Raw genomic sequence first — 19,381 nt, forward strand, 5'->3', positions numbered from 1 at the left:
TGCGGTCAGGAACCGTAACGCCGGTGCCTGGCCGCGTAGTCACGCAGGGCGCGCAGGAAGTCGACCTTGCGGAAGGCGGGCCAGAACACTTCGCAGAAGTAGTACTCCGAGTGGGCGCTCTGCCACAGCATGAATCCGGACAACCGCTGCTCACCGCTGGTGCGGATGACGAGATCCGGGTCGGGCTGGCCGCGCGTGTACAGGTGTTCCGAGATGTGTTCGACGTCGACGATCTCCGCGAGCTCCTCGAAGGAGGTGCCCTTCTCGGCGTGTTCGAGGAGCAGCGAGCGGACCGCGTCGGCGATCTCCTGGCGTCCGCCGTAGCCGACGGCGACGTTGACCAGTATTCCCTTGTTGCCCGCCGTCGACTGCTCGGCCTCCTTCAGTACACCCTGCGTACGGGCGGGGAGGATGTCCATCGTGCCGACGTGGTGGACGCGCCAGCGCCCGTCGGCGGCGAGGTCGCGCACGGCGCCCTCGATGATGGAGAGCAGCGGGGTCAGCTCGGCCTCGGCGCGGTCCAGGTTCTCGGTGGAGAGCATCCAGAGCGTCACGACCTCGACGTCGGTCTCCGCGCACCAGCCGAGGAGTTCCTGGATCTTCGTCGCACCGGCCTTGTGACCCTGCTCGGTGGTACCGCCCGCCGCCTTCGCCCAGCGTCTGTTGCCGTCGAGGATGACGCCGATGTGCTTCGGCACCTGGGCGTGGTCGAGGCGGCCTTCCACCCGGCGTGCGTAGAGCCGATACACCAGGTCGCGCAGGTTCACAGCGGTTCCACCCTCTCGTGTTCCCCGGGGCCCGGAGGTCTGCGGTCTGCCGTGGCCCCGAGCGGGTCACATTACTGCGCACGGGGCACACCGGCCCAACCCGGTCTGTCACAACGGGGTCCGTGATAGGGAGATGGACGTGACTGATGATTCCCTGCACCACCGCGCGTCCGACGACCGCTACGACACGATGGAGTACCGGCGCTCGGGCCGCAGCGGCCTGAAGCTCCCGGCCGTCTCCCTCGGGCTGTGGCACAACTTCGGCGACGACCGCTCCCTCGACTCGCAGCGCGCGATCCTGCGCCGCGCCTTCGACCTCGGGGTGACCCACTTCGACCTGGCGAACAACTACGGTCCGCCGGCCGGCTCCGCCGAGCTGAACTTCGGCAAGCTCTTCGCGCAGGACTTCGCCCCGTACCGCGACGAGCTGGTCCTCTCCACCAAGGCGGGTTACGGGATGCACCCCGGCCCGTACGGCGAGTGGGGCTCGCGCAAGTACCTGATGTCGTCGCTGGACGCGTCGCTGAAGCGGATGGGCGTGGACTACGTCGACATCTTCTACTCGCACCGCTTCGACCCGGACACCCCGCTGGAGGAGACGATGGGCGCGCTGGCGTCCGCCGTGCAGCAGGGCAAGGCGCTGTACGTGGGCGTCTCCTCGTACAACAGCGAGCAGACCGCCGAAGCGGCGCGCCTGCTGCGGGAGATGGGCGTGCGCCCGCTCATCCACCAGCCGTCGTACTCGATGATCAACCGCTGGACGGAGGAGGACGGCCTGCTCGACACCCTGGAGGAGGCGGGCATGGGCTGCATCTCCTTCGTGCCGCTGGCGCAGGGCCTGCTGACGAACAAGTACCTGAAGGGCATCCCGGAGGGCTCGCGGGCCACCCAGGGCAAGTCGCTCGACCCCGATCTGCTGAGCGACGAGGTCGTGCGCCGGCTGAACGGGCTGAACGACATCGCCGCGCGACGCGACCAGTCCCTCGCGCAGCTCGCGCTGTCGTGGGTGCTGCGGGACGAGCGGATGACGTCGGCGCTCATCGGGGCGTCCAGCGTGAAGCAGCTGGAGGAGAACGTGGCGGCGCTGGGGGCTCCCGCGCTGACCGAGGCGGAGCTGAAGGAAATCGACTCCTTCGCGGTCTCCACCCCCGGCACGAACATCTGGGCCGAACGGGGCTGACGGGTCCGCCGCGCCCCCGTGTGACGCCGGTGAACGGCTGAGAACAAAAAACGGGCCGGTCCGTGGGGGGGATACGGACCGGCCCGAGGGGGGGTTTCCACCATAACCCTTCGTAAGTGATGCTGCGCACCAGGACGCGAATCAATTACTCTCCGCAGTCGTCACTGTGCGCGGCGCAAGGTGCTGAATCCCTTGCGGCGTCTGGGATCGGGGCCCTTTTCGGGCCCGCGAACGCGCTCCGCGAGTTCCCCCGGTCGGGGGTGTCGTGCACGTCATCGGATTGACGTTTCTGCACCGCCCCCCGCGCCGCCTCCCCTACCGTCCCCCGCGCCGGGCTCCTCGCGGTGCAGAAGGGTGATCCCGTCGGCCTCCGCGACGGTCCGGTACCCGTACGTCTTCTGCGCCCGTGCCAGCTCCTGCGCCTGACGGGCCGGTGGGTACGGCCAGTGCCCGTCGGGGAGCGGCCAGGCCGGATGGGGGCGGCTGTCGTGGACGATCCACTCGCTCGTGGGCGGCGGGGGCGTGCCGTCGGTGTCGTACAGCCGCCCGGGGACCGGATAGCCGGGGAAGAGGACGACGGTGGCGCGGGAGACGAGCTGCGGGACGAGGCGGTTGGAGGCGGCGACGGTCGCTCCGTCGGGAATCCGGTCGAGGAGTGCGTGGGCGGCGCGGACGTGGCCGGGGGTGCGCCAGGTGTCCTTGCGCAGGACGAGGCCGAAGGGGAAGGAGGGCAGCAGGACGAGGGTGACGGCGACGATCGAGGCGAGCGAGGCGCGGAGGTGGCGGGCGGCGAGGGGGTTGTCCTGTCGCGTCCCGCTCGGGGAGTACGGGCCGTACCGGCCGTACGGCGTCAGCGCGTCGATCGCGGCGGCGAACACGATCGGCATCAGGACGGCGCTGTAGTGGAACGCGGTGTCCCAGTGGTATTCGTGCTGCGACAGCAGCCGCCACCCGAGGGTGGGCAGCGTGAGCAGCGCGATCGGGGAGCGGAGCGCGAGCAGGGCGGTGGGCGCGAAGACGAGCACGAGGGTGACGGCCTTGACCTCGGGCCGCAGCGCGTCGAGCGGCGCGGCGAGCAGGGTCATGAGGAGGGAGCCCCGGCCGCCCTCCGCCACGTACTCCCCATAGGCGTACGTGCCCGAGGAGTTGAGGGCGGGGAGCACGGCCCTGGTGATGAGGAGCGTGCCGAGGACCCCGCCGGACAGGACGGCGAACCCGAGCGCGCGCCGCCCCTTCCAGGCGAGGTACCCGCCGAGCGCGGCCAGCGTCAGCCCGAGGTCCTCCTTGACGAGCAGCAGGGGCGCGGCGAACGCGACGGCGCGTTCGTACCGCCCCTTGCCGAGCGCTTCGAGCGAGAACCCCAACAGCGGTACGGCGAAGGCGACTTCGTGGAAGTCGAAGGCGACGGTGGAGGCGATCCCCCAGCTGAGCCCGTACCCGAGCGCGACGACGTGCAGCGCGGGCCGCCCGAGCGCGCGCCCGGCCCAGCGCGCGAGCGGCACGACCGCGAGGGCGAGCAGCGCGGCCTGGGCGAGGAGGAGGGTCTCGGCGGCGGGGAAGAGACGGTAGAGGGGCGCGAGCACGACCAGCACCGGGTGGAAGTGGTCCCCCAGCAGGTTGACCGTCCCGCCCTCGCCCTTCAACGGGACGTACGGCAGGCGGAGTCGGGAGTACGCCTGGACGGCCTGCTCGAAGATCCCGAGGTCGTAGCCGGTGGTGCGCAGCAGATGGTGCCGCTGCACGGAGATCGTGGCGTACAGCAGGAAGAGGGCCACACCCCAGGCCCAGGGGGCACCCCCGCGCACCTGCCTTCGCAGCACCACGGGCACCACCCGAACCGACCCTTTGTCAGCAACTGTCCACATATCGGCACGCTAACCGCTCCCCCACCACCCCTTGCGGCTCACGCGCCCCTTGGGCAGCTGGGCCGCCCAGAGGGCGGAACGGGTGGGCAAGGGGCGGCCCCCGGCGGAGCCGCACCCCCCGGCTCCGCCCCACCGCGCTCCCGCCCCACCCCGGTGCCGCCCAGCCCCCAGCCAGTCCGCCCCGGGGGCCCGCCGCCAGGGAGACTGGGCGAGGCACCCCGCGCCACCCTCAATAACCCCGCACCACCCTCAATACCGGAGCGCCGCCGCCATCCCGCCGGCCTCACCGAGCGCCCCGTCCGGCACGAACGTCACGTCCCCGTCCGCGTCCAGCACCATCTCCACGAGCGAGTCGACGACGTCGTCCTCGACCCCTTCGCCACCCTCGTCCGCGAAGACGAGCGCGGCCCGGGGCGCCCCCTCGACCTCCTCCACCCGCGCGAAGACCCGTACGGACTCCTCCACCACCAGGTGCCCCACACGCCCCTCCCGCGCCGACTGCCAGCAGTCCTGCGCCCCCGCCGCGTACCGCTTCCCGCTCCTCGCGGCGTCGAGCGCCTTCATCGCCTCCTCCGCGTCGAGCGCGGCCAGCGCCGCCCGCGCGGGGGCCAGCTGCTCGACCAGCTCGGGCGCGGTCGTGTGCAGCAGCCCGCCCACCTCCAGGTCCGCCGCCAGCACGGCCCCGTGCCGCGACAGCTCGCGGAAGGTGGCGACGTGCTGCCGCAGCCCGACGACGACCACCGGGAGAACGGCCTCCTGGAGCAGCGGGGTCAGCTTGCGGTCCGCCTCGGTGAGCATGTTCCGGAAGTCCTGGGTGGCTCCGTGGTCGCCCGTCCGGTTGGGCGGCCCGTCCCGGTCCACGCCGGAGGAGATGACGGGGAAGCCGCTCCCCTCCAGTTCGTCGGCCTGGTCGTCGACCTCGTTCAGCTCGTATCCGACCCCGTGCCACAGGCGCACCTCTCCGGTGCTGAGGATCAGCGCGAAGTACGGGATCTGCCGGGCCGAAGCCGCCACGAGATTGCGCGTCAGGAACGAGTCCCCGATCACGATCCGCTCCGGAACCGTGGCGCTGACCAGGTACGTACGGGCCTCGTCGGCCGACGCGTACAGGACGAGCCCCTCCAGGAAGTGTTCCGGGTCGAGCTCGTCGACGGCCTCGTTCAGGTTGCGTACGACGGCGGCGGCCTGGTCGCGGCTCAGCTTCGGGTCGTCGAGGAGGCGCTTCTCGGCCTCGGAGAGGAGGTTGCGCAGCCGGATGTGGTCCTGCTGGTTCTCCGGCCGGTGCCGGTGGGTGGGCAGCGTGAGGGAGACGGCCGGGTAGGGCCGGGGCCGACGCAGTTCGGCGAGCAGGTCGGAGGCGTCCTCGTCACTCATGGGCAACTCCACTCGGGATAGCGGGCGGGCGGCGCGCGCGGGGCACGCAGGCACAACTACTCATCGCAATTTCTCACGAATAGTCCCGTTCCGCCCCCGCGCGAAGCGTCAGGGTTGAGCCCGCCCCGGCCCGGTCCAGCACGCCCCCGGCCCGCCCAGCTCACCCCCGGCCGGGTTCAGCCCGCCCCCAGCGCCCCGACCACGACCCCCGCCCAAGCCCCCGCGATCATGAAAGGCCCGAACGGGATGGCCGTCTTGCGCCCGCCGCGCCGCGCGAGCATCAGCCCGAGCCCGTACAGCGCCCCGAGCAGGAACCCGGCGAAGGCCCCGAGGAAGAGCACGGACCACCCGTACCACCCGAGCACCACCCCCAGCGCCAGCGCCAGCTTCACGTCCCCGAACCCCATCCCGTTCGGATTGATCAGGAAGAGCAGGAAGTACGCGCCCCCGAGCCCGGCCCCGCCCAGCAGCGCCCCGGCCCAGGACCCGCCGTCCCCCGGCAGCAGCTCCGCCACTCCCAGCAGTGCCACCGCGCCCCCCGCGAGCGGCAGCGTCAGTACGTCGGGCAGCCGGTGCACGCGCCGGTCGACGACGGCGAGCAGCAGCGCGAAGGGCGCGAGCAGCAGCCAGGCCCCGAGCTCGGGCCTGTCCCCGGTGGCGGCGGCGAGCACGGCGCACGCGACCCCACCGACGACGGCGAACCTCAGCGTCTTCGCGTACGTGGCCGCCCCCGCGACGGTACGCAGCGGAGGGCTCGCGGCACCCTCTCCGTCCCCCGCCGCACACCGCGCGCAGCGCCCGGTACCGACCCACCCCTTCGCGAAGCCGGTGAAGGGGTGCCCGGCCGGGCAGGCGGCGCGCCAGTCCTCCTCCGGCTCGACGGAGAGCCGGTGGGCGGCACGCGGCAGGAGCATCCCCGCGGCGGCGCCCCAGAGGGCGGCGAACACGATCACGGTGGCGAACACCCGCCCACCCTAGGCGGGGCCCGGCACGCGGTCATGGGCCCGTGGACCCACTGACACGGTCCGCCCCCGGCCCGTAGGGTCCCCGCCATGGGGCGACAGCGACAGCGACGGCGACGTTACGAGGACGGGCACGGCACCCTCCACGTCGAGGGCGGCACGGCCCCGGTCCCGCTGGAGATCGCCGCCTCCCGCCGCGCCCGCGAACGCGGCCTGCTCGGCCGCACCGGGATCACGGGGGCGATCCTGCTGACCCCGGCATCGGGCATCCACACCTTCCGGATGCGCTTCCCTCTCGAAGTGGCCTACCTGGACCGGGAATTGCGGGTCCTCACCGTCCAGACCCTGCCCCCGAACCGGCTTCCCCTCCCTCGCCTGCGCGCGCGGCACGTGCTGGAGGCGGAGGCGGGCGCGCTGACGCGGTGGGGGGTGCGGGCGGGTGCGGTCGTACGCATCACGACGCCCGGGGCGGACACGACGGCAGCGACCTTGCCGATGCCCTGAACTTCCCCTGCACGGCGGCCGGTTGAGGTCTTCCCTGCCGGGACCCGGTCCGTCACCATGGGGAGCATGGCGGACTTGGCAGGCACCACCACAATGCTGCGACCCCACCTGCTCGACCTGTCGGGGGTCCCCCTCGGCAAGCTGGGCGAGGTGGACGGATTCTCGTACGCACTCGACTCCCTGCGCAGTCAACTGGCGCACACGGCGACCCCGTTCTGTTCGGGCACCAAGGCCATGCCCTGCGCGGGCGCTCTGGCCGAGCAGGCGGGTTTCGGCCATGAGAGTTGAACGGCACTGAGCACCACCGGCTGCCCCCGCGCACCCTGACCGCCGTCGCCACCGGCGAGGTGGAGGCCGCCGACCTGGAACTGCTGACGGCCACCCGGCGCAGTCGGCTCCTGCTGGCACTCGCCGGACTGTACGGGGAGCCCGCGCCCGCCCCCCACCCGCCGGACGGCCAGCCGCCCTCCGCGGCACCGCCGCCCCTCCCCCGCGCCGCCTGGAGCCTGCTCTGCGGCATCCAGCGCACGCACCCCGCCGCGGTGGAGACCGTACTGAACGATCCGATGGTGAGCGCCTGGGCGCTGGAGCTGCTGCGCCGGGTCAGTCACGGCGCCAGCGCGATGGGCCAGGACACACCGCTGTGGGCCGACACCGGACTGATCGGCTCACTCGCCGCCGCAGCGGCAGCCCTGTCCCGCACCCGGTGCTCGCTGCGCGCCCCCGCGCACCGAGGCAGACTCTGGCTCCCCTCACTCGGACTGACCGGACGGGTGGCACGCGGCACCTGGGCCACCGTGAGCGTGGAGTGCTCGGCCCAGGGGACGGTCGTCTTCGGGGACGGCGGTTCGGTGCGGCTGCCGGACGACCTTGCGGAGCCTTCCGAGGGCTGGGAGCCACTGCCGTACGCCGAACTCCCGGACGGCGCCGGAAAGGTGGCCCTGGATCACCTGGCCCCGAACCGGGACTTCCGCGGTCTGCGGGATCCGGTCGCGCTCTCCGCGAAGACGGCCTCCCGGTGGCGTCAACTGGTTCTTGAGGCCGCCCTGCTGCTCCGCGAGGAGCACACTCCCTCGTACCGGCTACTGTGCGGCGCGGTCCGCTCGCTGGTGCCGGTCCCACCGCCGAGCCCGGCCCGGCCGGTCAGTGCCACCGCTCCGGACGCCTACGGGGCGATCACCCTGTCGCTCCCGGAGGACGCCCCGGTGACGGCGGCGACCCTGGTCCACGAGTCGTACCACCAACTGCTGGCCGCGGTGGACGACGTGGCGCCGCTCCTGGCCCCTCGGCCGACGGGACCCGAGCCGTTCCACTTCGCACCCTGGCGGGAGGACCCCCGCCCGCTCAGAGGGCTGCTGTACGGAACGCACGCCACCGCCGGGCTCACCGCGTTCTGGCGGCGGCACAGGGCCGCAGGGGGCGAGCGCGCCGACTTCGAGTTCGCCTTTCACCGCTGGCAGTTGCGCGTGGCCCTGGCGGCACTGCACAGCGCGCGGGGGCTCACGTCCACGGGCCTGCACCTCGTGGCGGAGCTGACCGGCCAGGCGTCCGCCTGGTGGCCCGAGCAGGTCGCGCCTGGCCCCGCCCGCGTCGCCGAGAGGCACTGTGCCGATGTGACCGCGACCTGGCGGGCCACCCATCTCGCTGTCGCGGACCCGGACGGCGACGCGCTGGCCCGGCGCTGGCTGGCCGGGGAACCGCCCCCTGCCGTCCTGCCGCCCGCCCTGCTGTCCCCCGCCCACCCGCAGTCGCGGCTGGCCGCACGGCTCTGGCTGGCCCGGCTGCGCCTCACCGACCCGAACGCCTTCGACGCGCTGCACGCCGGTCTGGAGTCCGGTGCCGGGGACCCGTGGGGCGGTGTGGAGGAACTGTCCCCCGCCGACGCCGCCCTGGTGGCCGGTGACCGGGCGCAGGCACGGGCGCTGTTCCTCAAGGCGGGAAATCCGCTGGGCCGGCCGGTGAACGTCAGCGACTGGGTGGGGCTGGGGCTCGCCCAGGACGAACCCGGCCCCCTGCTGGAGCGCCCGGAACTCGTCATCGCCCTCTACGCGGCACTGCTGCGGGCCGGCACGCATCCACCGGGCCCGCTGGAACTGGCCCGGTGGATCGAACCGCCCGCCCGCCCGGCCGACCGGCCGACCGGCCGGGCGGGCAGAGCCGGCGGTGTCAGAGGCTGAGCATGTCGATGTCGCAGTTGGCCCGCTGCGACCTCGTCGCGTCGATGACGGCGGGGTGCCCGGCCCCCAGCACCGTACGCATGGTGGCGACGGTCTGCTCGTAGATCTCCTTGGCCCGTTCGGTCTCGCCGAGGTCCTTGAGGTCGTACGAGAGGTTGAGCCGGAAGGCCAGGTAGTCCGGGTGCTCCACGCCGCTGACGAGGGCGCTGGACTCGGTGATCTCCTCCCCCAGCGCGCGGGCCGGTGCCAGCTCTCCCATCAGGGCGAGGTCGCTGGCGAGGTTGGACTTCACGAGCAGCGTGCGCACGTGCTGCGGGCTGAGCAGTTGACTCAGCCCGTCCACCGCGGCCTGGTTCAGGCTGCGGGCCTCCTCGACCTGCCCGATCAGGCGCAGGCTGACGGCGAGGTTGGTGGCGGTCGCGTACGTGTGCGGGTGGTGGGAGCCCAGCACCTCCCGGCACATCTCCATCGCCTCGCGGCCGAGCCGGGCGGCGTTGTCGAGGTCGCCGGTCTGCCGCAGGTCGGTGGCGTGGTTGAGCGCCGCCCAGGCACGCATGTGCTGGTCCTCGCCCGGCCGGGACTGGTGGTATTCGAGGACTTCCCTGGAGAGGACGAAGGCGTCCTGGTGGCTGCCCAGCTTGCGGCGGGCCACGGACAGTTCGCGGGAGGCCCAGGCGACCATCGGGTGGTCCTCGCCGAGCATCAGCAGTGCCCGCTCCCGCAGTTGCTGCTGCCCCTCAGCGGCTTCCTGGTAGCGGGCCAGCTCCTGCACGTCGATGTACAGGCAGTGCAGGCTGAGCATGGTCTGCATGTGGTCGTCGCCGAGGACCTCGACCCGGCGCTGATAGGTGTCCTCGTCGATCCGGTACGCCTCTTCCAGGTCCTCGGCGCGGGACGAGAGCCGCAGGCTGACCGCGTAGTTGTGGGCGGCCTGGAGGGTCGCGGGATCGTCGGGGCCGAACTCGCGCGCCAGCGCCTCGTAGGCCAGCTGGTCCAGTGCGCGGGCGCTGAAGAAGTCGCCGCGCGCGCGGTGCAGCAGGGCGAGGAAGCTGACCGCCCGCTGGGTGGCGGGGTGCCGCTCGCCGAGCGCGCCCCGGCACCGCTCCACGGTCTTCTCCTGGAGTTCGAACGCCTCCGCGTACCGGTTGCGCCAGCGGAGCACCTCGGCGCGGACCTGGTCGATCTCCAGTACGTGCTCGTGGTCGTCGCCCAGGGTGCGGCGCCACACGGCGGACGCCCGGTCGCCGACCTCCAGGGCTTCCTGGTAGTCACTCCTGGCCAGCAGGAAGCGGGTCTCGTTGAGGACCAGCTGGCGCACCCAGGGGTCCTCGCAGTCGATCATCCCGGACGCCCGTACGTGCGGCAGCAGACTGAAGTAGAGGGGCCACTCGGCCGGGCGCTGCGGATTGCGCGGGTCCGCGTGGGCGAGGATCTCGTGCGCGCAGTGGCGCATTTCCGCGCGTTCCTGCTCGTTCATCTGCTGGATGAGCACGCGCTGCACCAGCCGGTGGACCTGGATGGTCGACTTGCGGTGGTCGATGCGGGCCAGGGCGTAACGGCCGATCTCGCGCACGGCGCGGCCCAGCTTGATGGGGTCGTCGAGGGTGTCCCGCAGCGCGGTCGGCGCGGCGACTCCCCGTACCGCCGAGAACAGGTCCCAGTCGATGGGCTCGGGCGCGAAGAAGGCGCAGACCTGGAGGAGCTGGAGGGCGGCCGGATGGCTCTCGCGGAGGCGGTCCAGCGAGACGTTCCAGGCGGCGGCCACGGGAAGCTGGTAGTCCGGCGGCGGGGCCGTCTGGAGCAGCTCCGCGTACTTGGTCTCGAAGAGATCCAGGTACTGGGTGACGGGCATCCCCGTCTCGGCAAGCCATACGGCGGCCTGCTCGACGGCCAGGGGAAGGTCCCCGAGCGATTCCGCCAGCCGGTCGGCGGCTTCGTCGGGAATCTGCTGACTGCGCCGCCTGATCAAGGCAACGCTCTCCTCGCGTGCGAACACATCGACCTCTAGTGAACTGGCTAGGCTGGACCACTGGGAGTTTCGGGACGTGACCATCACCCGTCCCGGTCCGTCGTTCGGGAAGAACTTCCGAACTTCGTACGGGTCCTCCGCATTGTCGAAGACCAAGAGCCAGTTCGAGTACGGGGTGCCGACTCGCAACGCCTCCAGCACTGCCGGTACGGCGCTTCGGTCGGCGCCCACCCGCAGGCCCATCTGCTCCCCGAGTTCGATCAGGGACTGCACGATGAGACTCGTCTGCTCGGAGGGAACCCACCAGACGAGCTGGTAGTCCCTGCTGTTCCGGTAGACGTATTCGATGGCGATCTGGGACTTGCCCACACCGCCCATGCCGTGCAGTGCCTCGGGGAGGACTGCGGTGACTTCGGTACCGCCGGAGAGGCTGCTGCTGGTCAGACGCTCACTGAGCCGTGCCAGCAGGTCCTCCCGCCCGGTGAAGTTCCGGTTGCGCTGCGGCACGTTGCCCCAGAGCCGAGCCGGCCTCGCGGCCGACGGGGGCGGGTAGGCGGGGCTGGTCTGCGACGCGGTGGACACGGCGGATCCTCCAGGGGCTCCATACGGGGGCGTTTCATGAGATCCGGGCACCGGAATCGGTACGGGTGATGGATGCCCGAAGGTAGTCGAAGGATCACGGACTGTCACATCCGGCGGGCGCGCGCCCCTGTGATTCCCGGCGGTCGGAGCAGTCGCGCGCGCGCCGACGGCCAGCAGTTGGCCGAGCCGGGAGGCGCGCGCCAGATAGGGCCCGGAGACCGCCGCCAGCGCCGTGTGCAGCGGGCGCACGAAGGGGCGGGTGCGGTCGTTGACGGGCGGGTCGGCGGCGTCGTGCTCCCAGGCGACGGCGGCCTCGCCGCCGACGACGGCGTGGCCGAGGCGCTCGCCGAGCGCCCCTGCGACCTGCCGCAGCACGACCATGGTCTCGGCGCGGGTGCCGAGGCCGAGGAGTTCCTCGCGGACGCCCTCGGGGAAGTCGAAGGAGACTCTTTCCGTGTCCTCGGCGTCGTGGTCGTGGCCGGTGCGGCGCAGCAGTCCGAAGAGCATGATCTCGCCGAGGTTGAAGTCCCTGGCGCCGGGCAGCGAGTGCTGGATGAGGCGCATGACGGGGAGGTTCAGCGGGGCCGCGGCCAGGCGTTTGGCGAGCGCGTAGGCCAGCGGTGACGCCTTGCCCTTGAAGGCACGGACGACCTCGCGGGCACGGTCCTGGCGGGTGCGCCCGGCAGGCGGGTCCGGCTCGGGCTCGGGATGCCTGCGGGCGCCCAGGTCGCCGTGCGCGCCGGTGAGCAGGACCGCGGCGTCGTAGCGTCCGCCCGGCGAGGCGATGAGGCGGGCCCAGCGGCCGAGGGAGCCCGGGGTCAGCTCCAGTACCGGTACGGGAACGGGTGGGCGGCCGTGCGGGCGCGCGCGCACGGGGTCGCCGAGTTCGCGCGCCGGAAGGGCGGGGCCGCGCAGCCGCAGGCGGCGGTTGGCGGCGGCGGGTTCGGGGACGTCGAACCGGGCGCGTACCGCCGTGGGCAGGGTGAACTCCCACAGCTCCTGGGGCATCAGGCTCAGTACGGCGGTGGCGGAGCTCTGGCCGACGGAGCACAGGAAGGCGGCGGCGGTGCCGTCCCGCCAGGCTCCGCCGACCCCGTCGGTGAGGACGAGGACCAGGCTGTCGGGGCCCGGGGAGGCGGCTCCGTCGTGGGCGGGCGGTCCGGTGCCGCTGAGGTCGAGGGGGGCGACGGTGAGGGAGCGGAAGGCGGCGGTCTGCTCCAGGAGGGTGCGCAGGCGGCGGACGGTGTCCTGCCACAGGGCCATGGAGAAGTGGGCGTCGACCAGGAGCAGCAGCCGCAGCCGCCGCTCGCGCACGGGGCGGCAGACGGGGACCCAGAGTTCCTCCTGCGCGGCGCGTTCGGCGGTGGCCTCCTCGTCGAGTTCCCAGGCGTCGGGGACGTCGGCGTACAGGCGCAGGGGGCGCAGGGCGCGGGCGAGCGCGAGGGCTTCGGGGAGCGGGGCGGCGACCGTCGTCGTACGGGCCGGGTCGGTGCCGTCGGGGCGCAGGACGCTCCACGGGGGGCTCCAGCCGCCGGGTTCCGGCAGGAGTTGCCGTAACGGTCCTTCCGCGGGGTCCGGATCCTCCGGGCCGCCCTCGGCCCGGCCCGTCGGGGAGGCTGCGTACCGTGCGTACGGAAAGGTGGTGGCGGCCTCCAGGAGATCGGGCTCCTCCCGGGCGGTCTCCTCGCCGACTTCCTGGTCGGACCCGGTGACCGGCTCGCTCCGCTTCTCGCTCTGCGGCTCGCCCTTGGGCTCGCTCCCCTTGTGCCCCTTGCGCCCCTTGTGCGCGCCGGGTGTGCGCGCGGGCTCGTCCGTCGGTGGGCACCCCTCCTCGGTGGCCGGTCCGGGACCGGTCGGGCGGGGCCGCGTCGGGGGTACGGGCAGTTCGGGGCGCCAGCGGTAGGGCGCGGCGTTGTCCTGGCAGGCCGCGAGGTAGAGGGCGTCGAGAAGTTCCGGCCAGGAGGGGCCGGATCGCGGGGTCTCGCCGCCGGTCACCCGGAATCCCCCCGTCCGGGGCGGTTGCCGAACGTGGGGGCGGAGCCGTCGAGCCGGTGCCAGACGCTCTCCGCGAGGGCGAGGAGGTCTCCGGGCTGCTCCTCCGCGCCGTAGGAGGTGGCGATGTAGAGGGAGTTGAGGAGTTGGTCGATGGAGAGGCCGCCGTAGTCCCTGCTGCGTTCGAGGAAGCGGGCGATGAGCGGGCCGCCGAGCCGTTCGGCGGTGTCCTCGCCGAAGTGCGCGGCGAGCATGTGCGCGAGGTCCTGCTCCTCGGGTTCGGGCATGCGCAGGACCAGACAGCGGCGCAGGAAGGCGGGTGGGAACTCGCGTTCGCTGTTGGAGGTCATCACGACGAACGGGAACGCCTGGCAGACCACCCGGCCGCCGGTGATCACGGCTTCGCCCTCGGGGTCGTCGGTCAGCACCGTCACGGACGGCTGGCGGCGCCTCGCCCGCAGCAGTTCCGGGATCGGGTAGGAGCCTTCTTCGAAGACGCTGAGCAGGTCGTTCGCGAGGTCGAGGTCGCTCTTGTCGAGCTCGTCGACGAGCAGGACGCGGGGTTCCGCGTACGGCAGGAGCGCCGTGCCGAGGGGGCCGAGCTGGATGTAGTCGCCGACGTCGGGGGGCGACGGGGCGGCGTCGTCCTTGCCGCCGGGGTCGGCGGCCACCGCGCGCAGGGTCGCGCTGTCCTGGACGCGGCCGATGGCGTCGTACTCGTACAGACCCCGCTGGAGGGTCGTACGGCTGCTGATGTGCCAGCGCAGCACGCGTCCCAGGCGCAACTCGCGGCTCACCCGGTAGGCGAGGCTGGACTTGCCGGTGCCCGGCCGCCCGATCACGAGCAGGGGCCTGCGCAGCAGCAGGGCCGCGTTGACCATTTCGGCCTCGCGGCGGGCGAAGCCGGTGAGCGCGCGGACGGGCGGGCTGCCGCCGAGCCTGCGTACGGTCTCCTCCTCGTCGGGAGGCGGCGGACCGAGGGTGGGCCCGCCGGTGAAGGTGCGCCAGGGCGGGGCCTCGGGGAGCACGCTGCGGAGGGTGATGTCCTTCAGCGGTTCGCCCGTACCCCGGTAGATCCACCAGCGGGGCCTGGCGCCTCCGCCCTGGCCGTTGCCGGAAGTGGTGGACGCCGCAGCGTCGGCAGGGAACGTCACAGTCTCTCCTCTCCAGTCGTGGGGGGAGGGACCGCGACAGCGCCCGTGTGCGCGACGGGCATCCGGTCCGGATCGTCCCACAGCAAAGCGACATGGCGGCCGACAGAGAAATACTCTTCAGCATCGGACATACCGGGCGACGTGCGCAATGCCCTGACCAGACCGGGTAGTTGGCGCGGGTCATGTTCGGTCAGCAACTGGTTCAGAGCGTTGCGGAACGCGGGGTCCCGCTCCCCCCTCCGGTCCCACAGAACAACCGGAACCCCGGCCCTCAGCGCCTCCGAGAGCTCATCGAGCCCCCCGCGCTCTCCTTCCGTGCTTCGACCGCCTCCCGGCGGTGCGCTCAGCACGACGACGGCGGGCGGCGGGTCGGACAGCAGATGCTGGCGGCCGTCCTCGGGGAACCAGTGCACCCGGCCCGCCCGGCCGTCGACGAAGGCACTCCACCTGCGCGCCCAACGGACGTGCACGTCGCGCCGATTGAGGCGCTCCAGGCTACGCAACACGACGTGATGCTCCTCCCCCAGCACACCCTCCACTCCTTGGGAGGCATCCTTGCGCCAGCGTTCCACGCCGAGGCCCAGCCAGTCTCGCGGGAGCACAAATTCGACCGCCAGATCCGCACTTTGGGGGTAATCCTCGGCACCTTCCACGTGCCGGAGGAGCCTGCGCACCTCGTATTCGGCGTCCCGGAGGTCGATCCTCCGGTCCGGGCCGCGCAGTTGCTCCCCGTTCGGAACCCGCCACCAGTGGGACAGCAGGGCGTCGCTGCCCGGTGCCGCGTCGAGCAGGGGTTGCAGCCGGACGATGAGGTAGCCGTCGGGCCGCCAGACACTCGGGGGCCCCGCTTCCCCTTCCGGCTCTTCCGCCGCCTTCTCCTCTTCTGCTTCCTCCTCTTCCGCTTCCTCCTCTTCCGCTTCCCTCTCTTCCGCGCACTGGTTCCGGCCCTCGGCCTCCGCCGGGGCGGGATCCGGCACCGGGGAGGGGTCGTTGGCCAGCGCCCAGGCGAGTATGGCGCTCCGCTCCTCGGCCCCGACGGCACCGGCAGCCAGCAGTTCGCGCAGCACCCGGAAGCAGGGGAGGGACTCTCCCGGACGGGAGTTGAGGGAGGCGGCGTGCAGGAAGACCGCCCAGGGTTCGGTGCAGAGGGCGGGCGCCCCGACGTGCCCGAGGCCCCGCAGGAACCGCGCGTACCTGCGCCACAGGTGCGGGACCCTCACGGACTCCAGCAGGGAGAAGAGTTCGTTCCACTGTCCGTCGAGGAAGAGTTCGACCTCCAGGGCGGCGACGAAGACCTTGAGGTCCTTGATCGCTTTCGTGCTGCCGTCCAGAACTTCCAGGTACTCGACCAGCAGGGCCAGCCCCTCCGGGCGTTGGCGCAGTTCGGTCATCAGCTGGAGGACGAGCAGGCGGAGGGACTTGCCGGTCAGCCGGTCCCCGGCGGTGCGCAGGGTGACGCCGAAGTGCACCATGAGATCGCGCAGCGTCGCGTCGTCCTGGAGGCAGTCGACCGCGGCGACGGCGTCGACCAGGTACTTCGGCAGGGCGGGCCCCGCCTGCGGGGCGGGCCACTCGGAAGCGGGCGCCCGGGACTCCTCGGTCACCCGGGTCTCCTCGGACGCCCGGATCTCCTCGGGCACCCGGGTCTTCTCGGTCACCCTGGCCTCTCCGCCGAACGTGCCGTTCGACCCGTACCGGCCGCGCCCCCCGCCCGGGGCCTCCGCCGCGCTCGGGGCTTCCCCCGCGCCGTCCCGACCCACGACGGCTCCGCAGCACAGCCGGTCCAGTACGGCGAGCGCCTCCTGCGTGGCGACGGTGTCCCCGCCCAGTCCCGCGACCGCCTCGCGCAGGGTGGGGCAGCCGTCGCGCTGCTCCAGGCAGGCTTCTATCAGGGCTTGTACGCGCTGGAGGGGGACGGGGTGGTCCCGCGCGCTGCGGCGCACCGCCCTGGGTAAGGACATGCGCAGTCCGAGCCCCAGGTCGTAGTCGATCTGCGGTATGTCGAGCAGGGCCCCGGCCAGTTCGCGCTGGTCCTGCGCGGAGGGGGGACGGCAGACCCGCACCGGCGGCGACCGCAGGGCACCGCCCAGCGGCGACCAGAAGCCGACCGCGGCCTCGACCGGCAGCATCCAGGCGACCTTGGTCTCCGGGCGGGTGTGCGCGGCGGTGACCAGCCCCACGACGCGGCTCTTCGCCGGGTCCCAGACGGCGGCTCCGCTGAAGCCGCCTTCGAGTGCGGCACCTGTGACCTGCCTGCCTTCGAGCTGCACCCAACTGGGGCAGGCGCCGCCGGTGCCGACGAGCCTGCTCTCGGTGACGATGCCGTCCGAGAGGCCGTTCGGGTAGCCGAGGACGAGTACGGGCTGTCCGGCGGGGTCACCGCAGGGCGCGAGCGGCAGGGGCAGGCAGCCGGGCGGCAGGGGAGGCGCGTCGACCGCCAGGGAGAGGGCGGCGAAGTCGCCTCGGTCCTCGTTGAGGTGGCCGGGCTCGCTGACGTCGAGACGCGGCGTGGGCACCCAACTCCCCTGCACCAGGCTCGCCTTGGCGGCCCAGCCGCGCCCGGGAATGTCGACGAGCACTTCGAGGGGGCCAGGACCGGGCCTGGCGCCGGTCCCGTCGTCGTCCGACTCCCTGCGCCCGGTGATGTCGGTGAGGACGTGGGCACAGGTGATGACGTGCAGCGGCCGGGAGCCGCCCAGCGACACCAGGACTCCGGCGCCCGCGGGGCCGCCGCCCGGAAACAGCAGGCGCACCTGACCGGCCTGCGGACCCCGCGCCTGGGGGCCACGTTCCTGAAGACCCCGCGCCTGAGGACCCAATGCCGGTCACCTCCCCCCGAGCGTCGGTCGCGCGTGCGGTGCTCGCGCGGAGCTGAACCCGTGCGGCGTGACGTCGCGCGGCGACACGTGCCCGTGTACGGCGACAGCGCCGACCCGCGGCCTCCAAGGCGAAGGTAACCCGGAACCGGAACCCCTGAGAATGCCCGGACACCTTTCGGGACGCCGCCGACAGGCGTGCGGTTGCGCGGACTTGGCGCGCGTGCGGGCCCTTGTCAGTGGCAGGTGCCACACTCTGACCATGACTGACAACAGCGCCGAGAAGCAGCCCGTGAAGGGCCCCGCCAGCTATTTCCCGTCCATCGAGCAGAAGTACGGCCGCCCGGTCGTGGAGTGGAAGGAGCTGATCCGCGCCTCGGACCTGACCAAGCACATGGACCTGGTCAACTGGCTGAAGTCGGAGCACGGGATGGGCCACGGCCACGCGAACGCGCTGGTGGCCCACACGCTGGCCGAGGACAAGGGGAAGTAGGGGCGTCCGGAAAGAGCGGGAAGGAGGGATCTCCCGGGAATCACCCCTCCTTCGACCGGCGGAGCTTGCGCCGGGCCAGCAGGCCGGGGTTGCGGACGTAGATGCCGCCCATGGAGCCGTTGCCGCTGACACGGACGAGTGGAGTGCCGGGCTGCGGCTCGCCCTTGGTCTTGTCCCAGAGGCCGCCGATGCCGGGGTCGACGCCGTCGGAGTCGACCTGCCACCCCTCGGGCACGATCAGGACGACGGAGGCCATTCCGCCGTGCGCCTCCACCTCGATCACCTTGTGCCGTACGACGGTCCGGGTGAAGTCGAGCGTGACGCCGCCCATGCCGCCGTGGGCGACGATGCGCGAGGGCACCTGCCAGGCCCCGGCCTTGGACCTCCCGTGCACGCCGCCCTTGACCACCAGCGGCTCTCCCGCGTCGGCGGCCTCCCGTTCCCCGTACTCCTCGGGCACCAAGTCGTCGGTGAGCGGGACGAGTTCGGCGACGGTCTTGGCGGTCAGCGCCAGTCCGAGCCGCTCGTCCAGCTCCTCCATGTCGAGCCGCCCCTCGGCTGCGGCCTCCCGCAACTGCTCCACGACGGCCTCACGATCGGCGTCGGAAGCGCGCAGCGGACGACGGACGACCCCTTCGGGACGCCCCTTCGGCTCGGGGGGCGGGCCTGAGGCGGCGGAATCTATGGTCATGCGCCGATGATACGAAGCCTCCCTTCGTCGCCCCTGCCTCGTCGCGGCTGTGTAGGTTGCCGGTTGAATGCAGTACGTGAAGAGATGAAGAGGTACGTGTGATGGGTTCCCGGAGAATCTGGGTGGGGGCGGCTTCGGCCGTTCTGCTGCTGACGGTGTCGGCGTGCGGTGGCGGGGACTCCGACGGCGGCACGGAGAACGGCAAGGGCGGTGGCGGCGGGGCGAGCCTGAGCGACCCCGCGAACCCCCTGAAGAACGCCGAGGCCCTGGACGCGGCCCTGCTGCGGGCCAAGGACCTGCCGAAGGGCTGGACGGAGGACTCGCAGGGCGACAACGGAGGCATCAAGGCCCAGGCCGCGTCCTGCGAAGGACCGTGCAACGGGCTGGCCTTCGAGGGCGTCGGCAACTACACCGACAGCACGGGCGCCCTGGTCGGCACGAGCATCAAGGCGTACGGCAGCAAGAGTGCGGCGGAGGCGGGCTTCAAGGAGGAGTCCAAGCTCGCCTCCGACGCGACGTCGGAGAAGGGCCCTGCGGTCGGGAACGCGTCGGCGTACGTGAAGTCCGGCGAGGACGCGGAGAGCGCTCTGCGGGTGGTCCACTTCCGGGTGGGGGCCGTGGTGGTGGCGGTCTCGCAGGAGTACCGCAGCGGGGACACGGCGGGGCTGTCGAAGTTCACGGCGGACCAGGCGGGACGGATCGAGCAGGCCCTGAAGGGCGAGTAGGACCTGACCTCTTCACCGGGGTGGCCAGCGGCGAGGGCCTGGCCTCTTCACCGGGGTGGCCGACGGCGGGACCTCGTACCGGGTGCGGCGGAAGCGGGGCCGGGCGGGGGCGCTCCGGGGCGGGCCCGAG

14 protein-coding genes are annotated in these 19,381 nt (G+C 72.5%); 6 read left to right on the plus strand and 8 right to left on the minus strand.

What is annotated here, in order from left to right:
- Positions 1-5 precede the first annotated feature (5 nt).
- The gene (locus OG897_RS23940; RefSeq protein WP_266659251.1) at positions 6-767 is read right to left on the minus strand and encodes an isoprenyl transferase; all 762 of its coding nucleotides are present in this window, start codon (positions 765-767) and stop codon (positions 6-8) included.
- Between the two features lie 133 nt (positions 768-900).
- Between OG897_RS23940 and mgrA the strand changes: the two genes are divergently transcribed.
- Complete coding sequence (gene mgrA, locus OG897_RS23945) at positions 901-1,947, plus strand: L-glyceraldehyde 3-phosphate reductase (protein WP_266659252.1); 1,047 nt, start codon at positions 901-903, stop codon at positions 1,945-1,947.
- Between the two features lie 272 nt (positions 1,948-2,219).
- On the opposite strand, the gene OG897_RS23950 is transcribed toward mgrA, so the two are convergent.
- The 3 genes from OG897_RS23950 to OG897_RS23960 form a co-directional block, all read right to left on the minus strand.
- Positions 2,220-3,770 (minus strand): DUF2079 domain-containing protein, encoded by a 1,551-nt coding sequence (locus OG897_RS23950; protein WP_266659253.1) that lies wholly within the window; start codon positions 3,768-3,770, stop codon positions 2,220-2,222.
- A gap of 291 nt (positions 3,771-4,061) precedes the next feature.
- Entirely contained in the window at positions 4,062-5,186 is a 1,125-nt protein-coding gene (locus tag OG897_RS23955; RefSeq protein WP_266659254.1) for a chemotaxis protein, read from the minus strand.
- A gap of 176 nt (positions 5,187-5,362) precedes the next feature.
- Positions 5,363-6,151: an A24 family peptidase gene (locus OG897_RS23960; protein ID WP_266659255.1), complete on the minus strand. Its 789-nt coding sequence runs from the start codon at positions 6,149-6,151 to the stop codon at positions 5,363-5,365.
- Between the two features lie 87 nt (positions 6,152-6,238).
- On the opposite strand from OG897_RS23960, the gene OG897_RS23965 reads away from it, so the two are divergent.
- The 3 genes from OG897_RS23965 (at position 6,239) to OG897_RS23975 (ending at position 8,829) form a co-directional block, all read left to right on the plus strand.
- On the plus strand, positions 6,239-6,652 hold the full coding sequence (locus tag OG897_RS23965; RefSeq protein ID WP_266659256.1) for a DUF192 domain-containing protein: 414 nt from the start codon (positions 6,239-6,241) through the stop codon (positions 6,650-6,652).
- A gap of 66 nt (positions 6,653-6,718) precedes the next feature.
- On the plus strand, positions 6,719-6,940 hold the full coding sequence (locus OG897_RS23970) for a hypothetical protein (RefSeq protein ID WP_266659257.1): 222 nt from the start codon (positions 6,719-6,721) through the stop codon (positions 6,938-6,940).
- Positions 6,937-8,829, plus strand: a complete 1,893-nt coding sequence (locus OG897_RS23975; RefSeq protein ID WP_266659258.1) for an HEXXH motif-containing putative peptide modification protein — start codon at positions 6,937-6,939, stop codon at positions 8,827-8,829. Before OG897_RS23970 ends, OG897_RS23975 begins: the two co-directional genes overlap by 4 nt.
- Here the strand turns inward: OG897_RS23975 and fxsT are convergent.
- From fxsT to OG897_RS23990, 3 genes are read right to left on the minus strand one after another with little or no spacing between them, the layout of a single operon-like run.
- Complete coding sequence (gene fxsT, locus OG897_RS23980; RefSeq protein ID WP_266659259.1) at positions 8,819-13,375, minus strand: FxSxx-COOH system tetratricopeptide repeat protein; 4,557 nt, start codon at positions 13,373-13,375, stop codon at positions 8,819-8,821. The genes OG897_RS23975 and fxsT overlap by 11 nt on opposite strands.
- Positions 13,372-14,526 (minus strand): AAA family ATPase, encoded by a 1,155-nt coding sequence (locus OG897_RS23985; RefSeq protein WP_266659260.1) that lies wholly within the window; start codon positions 14,524-14,526, stop codon positions 13,372-13,374. Before OG897_RS23985 ends, fxsT begins: the two co-directional genes overlap by 4 nt.
- Positions 14,523-17,279, minus strand: a complete 2,757-nt coding sequence (locus OG897_RS23990; protein WP_266659261.1) for a trypsin-like peptidase domain-containing protein — start codon at positions 17,277-17,279, stop codon at positions 14,523-14,525. The genes OG897_RS23985 and OG897_RS23990 overlap by 4 nt, the downstream gene beginning before the upstream one ends.
- A 325-nt stretch (positions 17,280-17,604) precedes the next feature.
- Between OG897_RS23990 and OG897_RS23995 the strand changes: the two genes are divergently transcribed.
- Positions 17,605-17,835, plus strand: coding sequence for a DUF4287 domain-containing protein (locus tag OG897_RS23995; protein WP_266659262.1), 231 nt, complete (start codon positions 17,605-17,607; stop codon positions 17,833-17,835).
- Between the two features lie 40 nt (positions 17,836-17,875).
- Here OG897_RS23995 and OG897_RS24000 read toward each other — a convergent pair whose 3' ends face one another.
- Positions 17,876-18,526, minus strand: coding sequence for a DUF1707 domain-containing protein (locus OG897_RS24000; RefSeq protein WP_266659263.1), 651 nt, complete (start codon positions 18,524-18,526; stop codon positions 17,876-17,878).
- A gap of 101 nt (positions 18,527-18,627) precedes the next feature.
- On the opposite strand from OG897_RS24000, the gene OG897_RS24005 reads away from it, so the two are divergent.
- Positions 18,628-19,251 carry a hypothetical protein gene (locus tag OG897_RS24005; protein ID WP_266659264.1) on the plus strand — a complete coding sequence of 208 codons (624 nt, stop codon included), beginning with the start codon at positions 18,628-18,630 and terminating at the stop codon, positions 19,249-19,251.
- Positions 19,252-19,381 lie beyond the last annotated feature (130 nt).

Origin of the sequence: Streptomyces sp. NBC_00237 (assembly GCF_026342435.1) — a bacterium.
Taxonomy (GTDB): Bacteria; Actinomycetota; Actinomycetes; order Streptomycetales; family Streptomycetaceae; genus Streptomyces.

Coding starts and splice junctions, on each gene's coding strand:
- mgrA (WP_266659252.1), top strand. CDS start 901: ATGGACGTGACTGATGATTCCCTGCACCACCGCGCGTCCGACGACCGC.
- OG897_RS23955 (WP_266659254.1), bottom strand. CDS start 5,186: ATGAGTGACGAGGACGCCTCCGACCTGCTCGCCGAACTGCGTCGGCCC.
- OG897_RS23965 (WP_266659256.1), top strand. CDS start 6,239: ATGGGGCGACAGCGACAGCGACGGCGACGTTACGAGGACGGGCACGGC.
- OG897_RS23970 (WP_266659257.1), top strand. CDS start 6,719: ATGGCGGACTTGGCAGGCACCACCACAATGCTGCGACCCCACCTGCTC.
- OG897_RS23995 (WP_266659262.1), top strand. CDS start 17,605: ATGACTGACAACAGCGCCGAGAAGCAGCCCGTGAAGGGCCCCGCCAGC.
- OG897_RS24000 (WP_266659263.1), bottom strand. CDS start 18,526: ATGACCATAGATTCCGCCGCCTCAGGCCCGCCCCCCGAGCCGAAGGGG.
- OG897_RS24005 (WP_266659264.1), top strand. CDS start 18,628: ATGGGTTCCCGGAGAATCTGGGTGGGGGCGGCTTCGGCCGTTCTGCTG.